Source organism: Mycolicibacterium canariasense (assembly GCF_002101555.1).
Taxonomy (GTDB): Bacteria; Actinomycetota; Actinomycetes; order Mycobacteriales; family Mycobacteriaceae; genus Mycobacterium; species Mycobacterium canariasense.
In genome coordinates this window covers 73,187-83,297 of record NZ_LQOL01000049.1, presented here as the reverse complement: position 1 = coordinate 83,297, position 10,111 = coordinate 73,187, and the positions used below count along the sequence as shown (strand labels likewise).

Sequence of the window (10,111 nt, the reverse complement as noted above, 5' to 3'; positions counted from 1 at the left end):
ATCATCGGTTGTCCCAGCTTGGCCGGGCGTCGCCGAGTACGAAGACGCGCATCTCGGATATCGCTTGGCGTGCTTCGTCTTCGGTAGCCCAGCATCCGATGATGGCGTGGTCGCTGTTGCCGCCGCCGGGTAGGCCGATGCCGTAGCCGCGGGGTGGGTAGATGGTTTCCGGTTTGGGGTGGTTCCCGGTTTCCGGTTTGGGGTCTGGCGGGGTGTGGGTGTGCGGGGCGGCGTTGATGATGGTCAGGCCGCCGGCTTTGAAGTCGAAGGCTGTGACGATGCCGCCGCGGCGGGACTCCCAGTCGTTGAGGTTGTTGGGATCCGGGTCGATGGTGATGTGCACCTTCAGGACGTCCGTGACCACGCCTTCTCCGCGGCGTAATCGTTCGATCACGTTGTGCATGGCGCTCGCGAGCGGGCTGGCGAGTTCGCGGTGTTCGATGCGGATGCTGTCTGCGGTGATGGTGATTTCGTCGTCGGGGATGTCTTCGGTTGCGAGGTGGCGGAAGTATCCGTCCCAGAGTCGGACTGTGCTTGTGGTGGTCATCGGTTTCTCCGGTTTCTGGTGTGGTCGGGTCCGGCGGTTGGTGGTTGTTCGTCGGCTAGGTGGCTGAAGTCGTAGCCGGGTGATTCGGGGATGGGGTAGTCGGGTGCGGTGAAGTCGGGCCAGAGTCGGTTCACGTCGGCTTGTAGCGGGGTCATCAGGCGGTAGGTGCCGAGTGATCGCGGGAATTGCAGTGTCGGCGGTGGTAGCCGTTGTATTTCGTGGATCCAGTTCTCGGGCCCGAACTTCACGTCGATTTCGGGGATGTGTTCGAGGTCGGGGCAGGCGGTGGTGCGCCAGATCGGTTGGAAGCACTGGTCGTAGAGCGTGATGGTTGGGCCCAAGATGTCTCGCGTGATGCTCTCCAAATACTCGCTGAGTTGGCGAAACATTGCTGCCCAGCTGCGCATCGGGCCGGGGTCGGGTCTGATCACGATGGAGAAGTGGCCGACGCCGACGGTCGACCACTGCGGGTAGACGGGGGTGTCGTCGGCGTGGATGTGGAGCGGGATGTGGACGAACCGCCCGATGGGTACCCACATGCCGTGGCCGCCGGCCGGGGCGCGTTGGGGTCCGATGAAGTCGGATCCTTCGCAGACGACGGGTGAGTCGTCTTCGGCGAGTGTGTATTCGGGGTCGATTCTGCCGATGTCGTACATGGTGGCGATGCGTTCGGTGATGGGTAGGCCGTGCCAGTGTCGGCCGCAGTGTGGGCAGCGCGGGTATTTGTGGTCGCCGGTGAGGTAGTCGGATGCGTGTTCGCCTTCGGCAAGTTGTTCGTCGACGAGCGCGTCGATGCGGTCGATGATGTCGGGGTCGGTCACTCGGTGTCCTGTAGTTCGTGGTTCTCGATGCGGGTGCGGTCGTAGACGTGCTGCCGCAGGGCATCGCGGCGGTGGGTCGGCCGGCTCGTCGACCCTGCGACGTCGGCGGCGTACTCGGCGCGTAGCCGCTCGGCGCCTTGCTGTCTCGCGCTGACGCCGACGATGTGCATTCGATTCCAGTCGACGACGACGTAGACGTCGCCGGATGGGCCGAACAGGCGTTGCAGCAGCCTGCGGATCATGTTTCCTCCGTGGTGGTTTGGCGCCGAGAATGGCGTCTTATGTCAACTCGTCAACGCAGTCTGCGCATAGCCCTGAGTCGTCACTACTGCCTTCGTTGACGTTGCCGCACAGCCAGCACAAGGCCGACTTCATCGCTGGTAGTGGTGTCGATTCCGGCAGGTAACCGGACGGGTCGGCGTCTGGCAATATCGGGTCATCGCCGGGTTTCCACTCGCGTGATTCCATCAGTCCTCCGTGCCGATAAGTGGGCGTTCCGCCGGTGTGCTTGAGTGCGTCGTCGTCGAGTAGGTCGCCGAGGACGTCTGTGATTGGTGTGAGCCGCATTTCGAGTAGGCGGCAGGTCTGGCAGAACCACACGCGGTGGTGGTGCTCGGCGGTTTCTGGGCAGAGTCGGCGGGCCTGCGCCGCGAACGGGCGGCCGGTCACAGCGCGGGCCGCTCGGTGAACTGTGTGCAGTCGCATCCTTCGACGTCGCATTCCTGGTAGCCGTGAATGAAGCTGTCGACGTGCACGATGTCGGCATGCCCACAGGTGCAGTAGGTCACTTCTGACCACCGCCTTTGCCGACTTCCTGTGTGTTTGAAACGCGCTCGGTCGATCCGTGGGTTGGTGGATCGATGCCGAGCATGCGGAAGTTGAGGGCGAGCCGGTGGCCGATGTCTTCGGTGTGTGTGAGCTCGCCGTCGGCGTTGCGGTGCTCGGCGTAGTACAGGCCGTCGCGCTCGACGAGCGTGATGCTGCCGAGGTAGATCGCTTCGGCGGGGATGGGTTTCGGCTTTGGCCAGAACTCGTCGACGGGAACACTGTGGATCCGGACCTGCGTGGGAGTGACGCAAGCCCAGTTGTAGAGTTCGCGGCCGTCGTCGCTGAGTGATCGGCAGAGGTAGCGGCAGCGTGTGCGTTCGGTCATGATGCGAAGAACGACGCTAGTAGGACGGCGATCGCGATCGTTAGTGCCGGGTATTGCTGTGTGAAGTGCAGGAATTCGGTCATGCTGCGGGCCATCCCATCGTGAGGTTGCCTAGTGGGTGTTCGGTGCGGACGAGTCGGAGCGCGGGCCGTTCGTCGTCGCGGTCGCCGTTGCCGCGCTGCTTGTTGCAGAGTCCGTGCATCAGTCGCTCGGGGAGTTTCCCGCCGTCCTTGCCGTCGGGGTGTTCGCCATGGAGCTGCCCGGACGTGACGTCTGGCTTGCCGTCGCGGCGCATCGCGTTGGGGTCGTAGTCGGGATTCTTGGTGCGGTCCCGGAACATCGGTAGTCCGCACCAGTAGCAGGGGGTGCCGTCGATGTGTGCGGATATGAGTCGGCGGACTTGGGCGCGGTGGGCTTCGTCGTAGCCGCGGGCGGCCGGCGACGCGCGCCTACGCGTTGGCGCCATGGTTCGGCCGTTCGTCGCCGCTGCCTTCTCTGCTGCATTCTGGCCAGAGTTCTTGCAGGTTGCAGCGGTTGTAGACGTCCTGGCTGACCTCGACGGTGCCGACCCACTCGGGGTTCTTGAGGTCGGTGATTTCAAGTCGCCATTCTTCGGGCACTGGGGTGATGAACGGGCCGGTGCAGATCGGCGGCTGCCCCACGCACGTCATCGGCTGCACGATGACCGTGGCCGGCGAGTACCGCGCATCGGTGACGCGTCCGTGCTCGGGCACGGGGTGGTCGCCGCAGCCGGCGACGGTCAGGATGATGGCGATGGCCAGCGCGGCGGTTCTCATGTTGCGCTGCTGTCGTTGTCGTCACGGTTGGCGTCGGCGTGTGCTTGGCGTAGCGCTTCGTCGATCGCGGACTGCCGGGCGGTGTCGATGTTGTCGATCCGGTCGGGTGCGGGCGCAGGATAGCGGTCGGCTACGGTGAAGTCGCGGCCGAGCTCGTACGGCGGCCCGTCGTCCGGCGTGTAGCGGGGCGCGTCGAGCTTGTCGGAGATCGCTTCGCTGGCCTGCTCGGTGAACTTGTCGAGCACGTGCCGGTTATGCAGCTCACCAGCGCGCTCGTACACCTCGGCCAGGCGCCGATTCGCGTCGTCGAGCGCGTCGCCAGCCTTGCGCACCTCGTCGTGCGCGGCGGCGAGTTCCATCGCGGCCAGCCTGCGTGCGGTGTCTTCGTCGCCCGCGCCGGCGGCGAGCTGGTCGAAGACGGTGTCGGGCTCGGGCTTCGCGTGCCGGCCGCCAGATGCGCGTTTCTTCCCGGCCGGGTGACGGGCGATCGCTGCGTCGAGTTCGGCGTCGGCGTCCGGTGTGACATTTCCGGTGAGAACTTCATCAGGATTGTCACATCCGGCCCGGGCGGCGGCGTCGGTGCGTTCCTGCGCGATCCGCAGCCGGGCCGGATCGTTCGCAGTCTGGCGGGCGATGGTGCCGATGTCGGCGATCGACGCATCGACCGGGGTCGCGCCGCGCACTTCGCAGTAGCCGAGCACGCCGCGCAGTTGCAGGCACATGGTGGTGAAGAGCGGCATTTCGCGATCGGTGACCTTCACGACGAACGATTTGCCTTCGGGCAGTTCGACGATGTGGAACTTGCCGGGCTGCTTGAGCAGTGCCTTCATCTGCTGGCTGGGGGTGTCGCCGGCGACGGGGCGGTGGTGGACGCGGGCGCGGCGCTGGCGCCGATTGAGTGCCATCAGATGACTCCGATCGTGAGCAGGAACAGGGCGAGCAGCCAGACCGCGGCGACGATGAGCGCGAAGGTCTGGATGGCGATTCGGCGCCAGTGAGTTTCGTGTGGGCCGTCGTGCCAGTCGTCGGGGCAGATCAGGCCGATGACGACGGCGCGGTCGGTCGAGTAGCAGGTGCCGCAGCGGCCACCGGTGGCGATATCGGGGAACACGGCCACGGCATCGTCGGGGTGCAGGATGCGGTCCTCCGGCCGCCGCGGGACGAGCTCGTTGATCATGCGCGTCGCGGCCGGGTCTGGCGGGACGAACTTGACTGTGACGTAGGTCCGTCCGAGCTGGATCGGGGTGGCGTCTGCGCGGATCATGCCGCCGCGGTGCCGGCGATAGTCGATCAGGCCAGCGACGTCACCGGACAGTGCACCAAGGTCAGCGGCCATCGCTACCGCTCTTGAGGTCAGCGCGGACCAGCTTGACGACCGGGCCGGCGACCATCCACCAGGCCATAGTGCTGACGATGATCGTCGCGGCCAGGTCGAAGCCGGCACCCCACACCGCCAGGAATGCGATGCCGATGACGGCGGCGGTCCACGCAGACACGATGCTGGCGCCGGTCAGAATGGGGATCCACTTGGGTTCTCTACCGCGCATCGGGGGTTCCTTTCAGGGTGGGTTCGTTGCGCAGCACGACGCGCTTCCACTCGACGTAGGGAACGCATTCGAAGTGGTAGGCGCCGACGATGTCGCGGCTGAATGAGAGCGGCTGCCAGATCAATTCGGGCGTGGCCAGGATGGTGAAGGCGATCTGGTGGGGGATCGCGGATGCGACGACGTCGACGGCGTTGCGGCCGGACGGTTCGGCGCCTTGGCCGATGACGACCATGCCGGGCATGGTGATCTGCTCGGCGTCGAGTGATCCGGACACGCGGGCTTGGAAGGTGATGTCGCGGCGCACGGTGGTCCCGGCGAAGCGGGCGCCTTCGTCGCGCAGGTTCGGCTCCCAGACCCGCACGAGCACGTCCGACGTGATGGCGTCAGGGGCGTTCAATTCGGATCCCCTCCGCGTAGATCGCGCGCAGCGTCTCGGCGATGTCGATCAGCGCCCACACGGTCGCCCATGCGGGCGCTTCGGCGTCCTGGCCGTGCTCGGCGATACCCCGCGCCTCGGGCAGCGCATCGATCCGCTTTCTGTCGGGCCCTGCGGGCGCCTTCGCGAGGAGATTGTCGAGTGCTGCCTGTGCGATCTTCTGGTCGTGGTTCTGAGTCATGCTCGTGTGCTTCCTTCGTGTGATGAGTGGAGACGGGTTTTCGGTGGTGTCGTAGCGGTTGTGCGGGTGCGTTCTCGGTCGAGCTCGTCGCGGCCACCCCATACGCCGTTGTCGTCCTGCAAGCTGGCCCGGTACTGCTCGCAGTTCTGCTTCACCGGGCACTGATTGCAGATCGCCTTCGCCCGGGCGATGCGCTCTTGGTAGATGCGTTTGTCCTTGTGCGAGCGGCCGTTTACGGCGAAGAACATCTCGTCCACTTCCGACAGCGGGATCTTGTGACACAGGGCGCGGCTCATCCATTCGCGGTCGAGGTCGCCGAGGATGGCGCGCAGGAATCCGGGGCGACCGCGGCGCGGTAGCCGTGTTCTGTCGTAGTGGCCGGCGGGCATCAGCGACGCACCAGCCGCGCGTTCGTCGCCCGCACCGCGGTATCGATATCGCCCGGCCACACCGTCGACAGCCCGGACCAGTGCCGGCGCCGCGGCAGAAACGGAAGTTCCCAGCCGAGCTTCATCGCGCACATCGCCGCCGCACCGGCCGAGTCGGCGACATCGTGGTTCGGGATGGTGAGATCCGGCCACCACTTGCGTGTCTCGTCCAGCACCATGTCCTTGTCGGCGCGGCCGGACCCGGTCACCCACAGCTTCAGCGTGGTCGGTGACACGGTGGCCCGGGTGATGCCGCGGGCCTTCAGCACCGACCAGATGCCGACCCACAGAGCGCCGCGGTCGAGGTAGGACGGCAGCACTTCGGACGGGAAGATCGGCGCTTCGATCATGGCCAGCTCTGGCTTGGCTGGTAGCCGGTCGATGATGTGGGCGACTTCGTGCGTGTTGGCGATGATCCGCTCGGCGCGGTCGTCCCAGTCGGCCCCGTTTTCGAGCGAGTATCCGCAGTAGCGGAGCACCTTCGGGCGGCATGGGCCGTCTTCGATGTGGCGTAGGACGGTGATGCCGGTGCGCACCAGGGATGCGTCGATGCCGAGCACGTATCGGTTCATCGGCGCCTCTCGTTGTGGGTCTCGCGGCCGACGATGGCGCCGCAGGCGTTGCAGTGGATTTCGGTGGTGACGCGGACGATGGCGGTGGTGTTGCCGCCGCGGATGTCTTCCTCGGTGCGTTCGATGCGCTGCTGTGGCCGCGGGTGCCGGCACGGTGCCGCGGCGGCCGGTTGCTGGTCGGCGAGCGTGCCGCGCAACCGCGCGTACATCGGAATCAGGTCGCTCATGACTGCGCCCAATCCGGGTGCCAGATCAGCAGCGCCGGCAGGCTACTGGCCGTGACGGCGTGCCGGAAGTACGGCTGACTGCCGCGGACGATCAGCACCGCGGCGGCCGGCAGAGCGGCGAGTTGTTCGGCGGTGCGGATGGTGCACGCCTCGCGGAGAGTGGCGAGCGCGGCGCGAGCATCGCGTAGGCAGTCCTGGCGCATCATCTCCGAGGTGCGCTCCCACAGGCCGTCGTTGACGCGCTCGTCTCCCACGACGTACGCGGCCATGAACATCCCCCGGGCGACGACCTCGTCCAGCGTGGGGAGGTCGGCGCTCATCGGACGACTCGCTTGCACTCGGTGCACACCTCGGCGTGCGCCTCGGCCGGCTTCGTGCAGATGCAGCACGCCTGACGCGACGGGTACACCCGCGGCCGGCGCTTCACAGCGGCCGCCGAACGGGCACGTAGTCGTCGAGGACGGCCATCGGCCGTCCGCACCCGAAACCGGCTGGCAGCGGCGGGCACACAGCGCGGGGCGGCAGCTTTGACATCTGCAACTGCGCCAACGCGATGCCGGCCTCGAAGCAGTCCGCGCACAGGTACGCGCACTTGTCGCCGTCCGCGGTGACATTCGGGTCGGCGATCGAATTCGGATGCCGACACAGGCCGAAGGCGTGAACCTCGACGTAGAACGTGGCCTGTCGGGTGCAGTGCGCCTTGCCGTGTGGTGTCGGGAATCGGTCGCAGGGGCATTCGCAGAGCTGCGCCGCGTCGAGTTCGGCGTCGAGCTGCGACAGCGGATCCACCTCCGGCGGCTTCGATTCGAGTGTCATCATCGGTTCGCCTTCCTCGCGTTGTTGATCCGGGCCGGATGCCCGGGGAAGTGCTTGAGCGGGTGTTGCGTCTTCACGTCGACGCAGGCGTCGCCGACCGGCTTTCCGCAGCCCTGCGGGGGCGGCGGGCACGGCACCGTCTTCGCGAGCTCGCGGAGCTGGTCGCGTTCCTTGCGGGCGTTGGCCTGCCGTGCGTGCCACTGCTGGCCGCCGGTGCGGGACTGGCCGCCGGTGCGGGACTGGCCGCGCGAGGTGCCGCGCCGGTAGTCCGGGGATTCGCCGTCGCCGTGCATCGGGATCACGTTGTCTGGCATGCTCATCGGCCGCCCTCGGGGATCCGCTTCATGGCTTCGGCGTAGGCGTCGGTGAGTAGCTTCCGGATTGCTTCGGGCCGCTCGTCGGGTGACCAGTTGCCTTTGACCTCGAAGATTGCCTTCACGCCGGGCTCGCGGACTCGGATGTGGAAGTCGTTGTGCCGGCCCGGGTCGACGCCGAGCTCCGGGCCGTTCATCGTGCCGCCATCGGGCCGCGCGAAGCGGCGGCCTGTCGTGCGTGGGTCACATCAGCCGGGGCGAATCGTGCTACCCCCCTGCGCGCGTTTCTCAGCGTGAGATGGTTACGCAAGGTGAGTAGGTGTTGGTAAGTACGTAGGTACGTATGTGCATTACCCGGGGCATTGCTCGGGCAATGCTTGAGCATCCGCGGGGCACCGTGCTCGGTCGGATGCTCGGGCATGTGCTCAAACCGCTTGGGCATCGCCGTCACCTCTCTGGTCGCGCCAACGCTTCTCGGCCGCTCGGCGAGCCTTCTCGCTGCGGGCCATCGCGGCATCGTCAACGGGGTTGTGCTCAGCCCAGCCGTTGATCTCGAAGCCGCCGCCGCGGCTCGGCACCCACAGGCCGGATTCAACGGCGATGCCGGCGTCCTTCTTCGTGATCGCGTACCGGCGCAGCGCACCTTCGGCGAAGTAGCCGTCGGTCAGCGTCTTCCCGACGTGGCACATCATCTCGATGTGAGCGAACGCCACGCGGTGCAGGTTCCGATCGACCAGGTCCATGATCTTCGGGTTGTCGGGGAAGGTGGTGTCGAGCCGGATCCATTGCAGGCCAGCCATTGTCAGATCGCTCCTGATTCGATGAGTTGCCGAGCGACGGTCTGCCGCTCGCGGATCATTTGCCATGCGACGCCGCAGAAGTACTTCCAGCGGCGGCCGTCAGGGAGGTTGCGTGCGCGCATCGCCGCCGCGGCCGCGACGATGTCGTCGCGGGTCAGTCCTGCATCGCGGAACTTGAGGATGCTCTGCCCGCAGTCCGGAGCGATGTCGTAGTTGCCATCGGCGCGACGGAACTGCTCGGTGATCGCGCCGTCGTAGGAATTCAGCAGTTCGAACACGAAGTCGTGGTCGTCAGAACGCCGTTGCCGGTCCAGCTCGGCAGCGCGCCTGATCGCGGCCGCCCAGCGGAGCGCGTCAGCGGCGACGTCTTCGACGATGGGTGAGTCGGGTGCGATCGCTGCCTTGCCTGTGTTGCACGGCTCGCAGGCGGCGACCAGGTTGTCGGGATCGTCGCCGCCGCCGAGGGCCGTCGGGATGACGTGGTCGACACGCAACTCGGCTTCGGCGGCGGTGTGCCCGCAGTAGCGGCACCGGTATCCGTCGCGGCGCAGAATCTCGAAGCGGAGCCGTTTGGTGATGGCCATCTAGGTCGACGCCCCCGTTTCGGGTTGTGGTGCTGTGCAGTCGGCGCGGTGCTTCCCGGTGACGACGCGGTGGTATCCGCAGCCGGAGCAGAACGACTTCGGCCGGTCGGCGGACGACGCGTCGAGCTGGCGCCACCGATCCCGCGACTTCGATTCCTTGCTCATGGCCGCCTCGGCGGGATGTCGGCGCGCATCGGCGGGGTGTCAGCCCGCACGTAGAGGGGGTGCCGAGGCTGGCCGCTTTTGGTCCAGCCGAGCGCAACGACGTGCGAGTTGGCCAGGATCCGCATGACGTCGGCGGCACGGCCTGGTGTCGCGTTGGATCCCCATGCGATGACGATGAGCATGCGGTGGTCGGCGGCGACTTTGGCGATCTCGGCGTCGTTCTCGGGCCCGATTGGGTCCGGGTGCTGCCAAAGCTGTTTCGGATCCGTGGCTCGCAGTGCGTACAAGTTGATGACGGTGATGCCGCCGAACCCCCAAGCCTTCGCGAACGCAATGCACCGCCGGATTGTCGGGTCGTCTGTGCTGGCGTCGGCGGTCGACGGGTTGAGCATCACCCACGCGAGGATCGGCTTCGACTTGTCCCAGATCCGCGTGAGGCGGTAGCGGTAGGTGCCACAATCGCTGATCACGGCCGACGAAATGAGGCCGGTCAGAATGGTTCCTGTGGGGTTGGTCATCGGCCGCATCCCTCACCGGGGGCGTGGACCAGCCAGCAGGTGCGACAAACCGTGGCGCGGCCGCTGGGCAGGGGCCGGTGCGCGAGGGGCGGCTGCTGACGCACCGGTGTCTCGGCTAGCTTGCGCGCCTTCGTTCGTCGCGCCCGAATCGGTCGCGGTCGGATGCGCTTGCGGGGCGGTGTCCATGCTGATGCGGGGGCCGGGG

The 10,111-nt window shown here is 66.8% G+C and carries 23 protein-coding genes; all 23 read right to left on the bottom strand.

Annotated elements, in window-relative coordinates; all coding sequences use genetic code 11:
* Position 1: 1 nt before the first annotated feature.
* Positions 2-547, bottom strand: coding sequence for a hypothetical protein (locus AWB94_RS12985; RefSeq protein ID WP_062655717.1), 546 nt, complete (start codon positions 545-547; stop codon positions 2-4).
* Positions 544-1,368 (bottom strand): hypothetical protein, encoded by an 825-nt coding sequence (locus AWB94_RS12980; RefSeq protein WP_062655716.1) that lies wholly within the window; start codon positions 1,366-1,368, stop codon positions 544-546. The genes AWB94_RS12985 and AWB94_RS12980 overlap by 4 nt, the downstream gene beginning before the upstream one ends.
* A complete protein-coding gene (locus AWB94_RS12975; RefSeq protein ID WP_062655715.1) occupies positions 1,365-1,610 on the bottom strand; it encodes a hypothetical protein in 246 nt (81 codons plus the stop codon). Before AWB94_RS12975 ends, AWB94_RS12980 begins: the two co-directional genes overlap by 4 nt.
* A 423-nt stretch (positions 1,611-2,033) precedes the next feature.
* Positions 2,034-2,156, bottom strand: coding sequence for a hypothetical protein (locus AWB94_RS36105; RefSeq protein WP_264021026.1), 123 nt, complete (start codon positions 2,154-2,156; stop codon positions 2,034-2,036).
* Entirely contained in the window at positions 2,153-2,521 is a 369-nt protein-coding gene (locus AWB94_RS12965) for a hypothetical protein (RefSeq protein WP_062655714.1), read from the bottom strand. The genes AWB94_RS36105 and AWB94_RS12965 overlap by 4 nt, the downstream gene beginning before the upstream one ends.
* Positions 2,522-2,600: 79 nt before the next feature.
* Positions 2,601-2,987 (bottom strand): hypothetical protein, encoded by a 387-nt coding sequence (locus AWB94_RS12960; protein ID WP_062655713.1) that lies wholly within the window; start codon positions 2,985-2,987, stop codon positions 2,601-2,603.
* Complete coding sequence (locus tag AWB94_RS12955) at positions 2,971-3,318, bottom strand: hypothetical protein (protein WP_062655712.1); 348 nt, start codon at positions 3,316-3,318, stop codon at positions 2,971-2,973. Before AWB94_RS12955 ends, AWB94_RS12960 begins: the two co-directional genes overlap by 17 nt.
* Positions 3,315-4,223, bottom strand: a complete 909-nt coding sequence (locus AWB94_RS12950) for a hypothetical protein (RefSeq protein ID WP_062655711.1) — start codon at positions 4,221-4,223, stop codon at positions 3,315-3,317. The genes AWB94_RS12955 and AWB94_RS12950 overlap by 4 nt, the downstream gene beginning before the upstream one ends.
* Positions 4,223-4,654: a hypothetical protein gene (locus AWB94_RS12945; protein ID WP_062655710.1), complete on the bottom strand. Its 432-nt coding sequence runs from the start codon at positions 4,652-4,654 to the stop codon at positions 4,223-4,225. Before AWB94_RS12945 ends, AWB94_RS12950 begins: the two co-directional genes overlap by 1 nt.
* Positions 4,644-4,865, bottom strand: coding sequence for a hypothetical protein (locus tag AWB94_RS12940; RefSeq protein ID WP_062655709.1), 222 nt, complete (start codon positions 4,863-4,865; stop codon positions 4,644-4,646). Before AWB94_RS12940 ends, AWB94_RS12945 begins: the two co-directional genes overlap by 11 nt.
* The gene (locus AWB94_RS12935) at positions 4,855-5,262 is read right to left on the bottom strand and encodes a hypothetical protein (protein WP_131805233.1); all 408 of its coding nucleotides are present in this window, start codon (positions 5,260-5,262) and stop codon (positions 4,855-4,857) included. The genes AWB94_RS12940 and AWB94_RS12935 overlap by 11 nt, the downstream gene beginning before the upstream one ends.
* Positions 5,249-5,482, bottom strand: coding sequence for a hypothetical protein (locus AWB94_RS12930; RefSeq protein ID WP_062655707.1), 234 nt, complete (start codon positions 5,480-5,482; stop codon positions 5,249-5,251). The genes AWB94_RS12935 and AWB94_RS12930 overlap by 14 nt, the downstream gene beginning before the upstream one ends.
* Complete coding sequence (locus tag AWB94_RS35120) at positions 5,479-5,871, bottom strand: WhiB family transcriptional regulator (protein WP_062655706.1); 393 nt, start codon at positions 5,869-5,871, stop codon at positions 5,479-5,481. The genes AWB94_RS12930 and AWB94_RS35120 overlap by 4 nt, the downstream gene beginning before the upstream one ends.
* Positions 5,871-6,482, bottom strand: a complete 612-nt coding sequence (locus AWB94_RS35115) for a RuvC family protein (RefSeq protein ID WP_062655705.1) — start codon at positions 6,480-6,482, stop codon at positions 5,871-5,873. The genes AWB94_RS35120 and AWB94_RS35115 overlap by 1 nt, the downstream gene beginning before the upstream one ends.
* Entirely contained in the window at positions 6,479-6,709 is a 231-nt protein-coding gene (locus AWB94_RS12920; protein WP_062655704.1) for a hypothetical protein, read from the bottom strand. Before AWB94_RS12920 ends, AWB94_RS35115 begins: the two co-directional genes overlap by 4 nt.
* Complete coding sequence (locus AWB94_RS12915) at positions 6,706-7,029, bottom strand: hypothetical protein (RefSeq protein WP_062655703.1); 324 nt, start codon at positions 7,027-7,029, stop codon at positions 6,706-6,708. The genes AWB94_RS12920 and AWB94_RS12915 overlap by 4 nt, the downstream gene beginning before the upstream one ends.
* Positions 7,030-7,132: 103 nt before the next feature.
* Positions 7,133-7,525: a hypothetical protein gene (locus tag AWB94_RS12910; RefSeq protein ID WP_062655702.1), complete on the bottom strand. Its 393-nt coding sequence runs from the start codon at positions 7,523-7,525 to the stop codon at positions 7,133-7,135.
* Positions 7,525-7,845: a hypothetical protein gene (locus AWB94_RS12905; protein WP_131805232.1), complete on the bottom strand. Its 321-nt coding sequence runs from the start codon at positions 7,843-7,845 to the stop codon at positions 7,525-7,527. The genes AWB94_RS12910 and AWB94_RS12905 overlap by 1 nt, the downstream gene beginning before the upstream one ends.
* The gene (locus AWB94_RS12900; protein ID WP_062655700.1) at positions 7,842-8,036 is read right to left on the bottom strand and encodes a hypothetical protein; all 195 of its coding nucleotides are present in this window, start codon (positions 8,034-8,036) and stop codon (positions 7,842-7,844) included. The genes AWB94_RS12905 and AWB94_RS12900 overlap by 4 nt, the downstream gene beginning before the upstream one ends.
* A gap of 228 nt (positions 8,037-8,264) precedes the next feature.
* Positions 8,265-8,639 (bottom strand): hypothetical protein, encoded by a 375-nt coding sequence (locus AWB94_RS12895; protein WP_062655699.1) that lies wholly within the window; start codon positions 8,637-8,639, stop codon positions 8,265-8,267.
* 2 nt (positions 8,640-8,641) lie between these two features.
* Positions 8,642-9,223: an HNH endonuclease gene (locus tag AWB94_RS12890; protein ID WP_062655698.1), complete on the bottom strand. Its 582-nt coding sequence runs from the start codon at positions 9,221-9,223 to the stop codon at positions 8,642-8,644.
* Positions 9,224-9,388, bottom strand: a complete 165-nt coding sequence (locus tag AWB94_RS35110; RefSeq protein ID WP_165605288.1) for a hypothetical protein — start codon at positions 9,386-9,388, stop codon at positions 9,224-9,226. It abuts the gene before it with no gap.
* On the bottom strand, positions 9,385-9,906 hold the full coding sequence (locus AWB94_RS12885; protein ID WP_062656116.1) for a DUF1643 domain-containing protein: 522 nt from the start codon (positions 9,904-9,906) through the stop codon (positions 9,385-9,387). Before AWB94_RS12885 ends, AWB94_RS35110 begins: the two co-directional genes overlap by 4 nt.
* Positions 9,907-10,111 lie beyond the last annotated feature (205 nt).

What these genes read in the sequence shown, in the direction of transcription:
- AWB94_RS12915 (WP_062655703.1), bottom strand. Translation starts at nt 7,029, where the DNA reads ATGAGCGCCGACCTCCCCACGCTGGACGAGGTCGTCGCCCGGGGGATG.
- AWB94_RS12905 (WP_131805232.1), bottom strand. Translation starts at nt 7,845, where the DNA reads ATGAGCATGCCAGACAACGTGATCCCGATGCACGGCGACGGCGAATCC.
- AWB94_RS35110 (WP_165605288.1), bottom strand. Translation starts at nt 9,388, where the DNA reads ATGAGCAAGGAATCGAAGTCGCGGGATCGGTGGCGCCAGCTCGACGCG.
- AWB94_RS12965 (WP_062655714.1), bottom strand. Translation starts at nt 2,521, where the DNA reads ATGACCGAACGCACACGCTGCCGCTACCTCTGCCGATCACTCAGCGAC.
- AWB94_RS12920 (WP_062655704.1), bottom strand. Translation starts at nt 6,709, where the DNA reads ATGAGCGACCTGATTCCGATGTACGCGCGGTTGCGCGGCACGCTCGCC.
- AWB94_RS12975 (WP_062655715.1), bottom strand. Translation starts at nt 1,610, where the DNA reads ATGATCCGCAGGCTGCTGCAACGCCTGTTCGGCCCATCCGGCGACGTC.
- AWB94_RS12940 (WP_062655709.1), bottom strand. Translation starts at nt 4,865, where the DNA reads ATGCGCGGTAGAGAACCCAAGTGGATCCCCATTCTGACCGGCGCCAGC.
- AWB94_RS12885 (WP_062656116.1), bottom strand. Translation starts at nt 9,906, where the DNA reads ATGACCAACCCCACAGGAACCATTCTGACCGGCCTCATTTCGTCGGCC.
- AWB94_RS35115 (WP_062655705.1), bottom strand. Translation starts at nt 6,482, where the DNA reads ATGAACCGATACGTGCTCGGCATCGACGCATCCCTGGTGCGCACCGGC.
- AWB94_RS12890 (WP_062655698.1), bottom strand. Translation starts at nt 9,223, where the DNA reads ATGGCCATCACCAAACGGCTCCGCTTCGAGATTCTGCGCCGCGACGGA.
- AWB94_RS12910 (WP_062655702.1), bottom strand. Translation starts at nt 7,525, where the DNA reads ATGACACTCGAATCGAAGCCGCCGGAGGTGGATCCGCTGTCGCAGCTC.
- AWB94_RS12930 (WP_062655707.1), bottom strand. Translation starts at nt 5,482, where the DNA reads ATGACTCAGAACCACGACCAGAAGATCGCACAGGCAGCACTCGACAAT.
- AWB94_RS12985 (WP_062655717.1), bottom strand. Translation starts at nt 547, where the DNA reads ATGACCACCACAAGCACAGTCCGACTCTGGGACGGATACTTCCGCCAC.
- AWB94_RS12955 (WP_062655712.1), bottom strand. Translation starts at nt 3,318, where the DNA reads ATGAGAACCGCCGCGCTGGCCATCGCCATCATCCTGACCGTCGCCGGC.
- AWB94_RS12960 (WP_062655713.1), bottom strand. Translation starts at nt 2,987, where the DNA reads ATGGCGCCAACGCGTAGGCGCGCGTCGCCGGCCGCCCGCGGCTACGAC.
- AWB94_RS12900 (WP_062655700.1), bottom strand. Translation starts at nt 8,036, where the DNA reads ATGAACGGCCCGGAGCTCGGCGTCGACCCGGGCCGGCACAACGACTTC.
- AWB94_RS12950 (WP_062655711.1), bottom strand. Translation starts at nt 4,223, where the DNA reads ATGGCACTCAATCGGCGCCAGCGCCGCGCCCGCGTCCACCACCGCCCC.
- AWB94_RS35120 (WP_062655706.1), bottom strand. Translation starts at nt 5,871, where the DNA reads ATGCCCGCCGGCCACTACGACAGAACACGGCTACCGCGCCGCGGTCGC.
- AWB94_RS12895 (WP_062655699.1), bottom strand. Translation starts at nt 8,639, where the DNA reads ATGGCTGGCCTGCAATGGATCCGGCTCGACACCACCTTCCCCGACAAC.
- AWB94_RS12945 (WP_062655710.1), bottom strand. Translation starts at nt 4,654, where the DNA reads ATGGCCGCTGACCTTGGTGCACTGTCCGGTGACGTCGCTGGCCTGATC.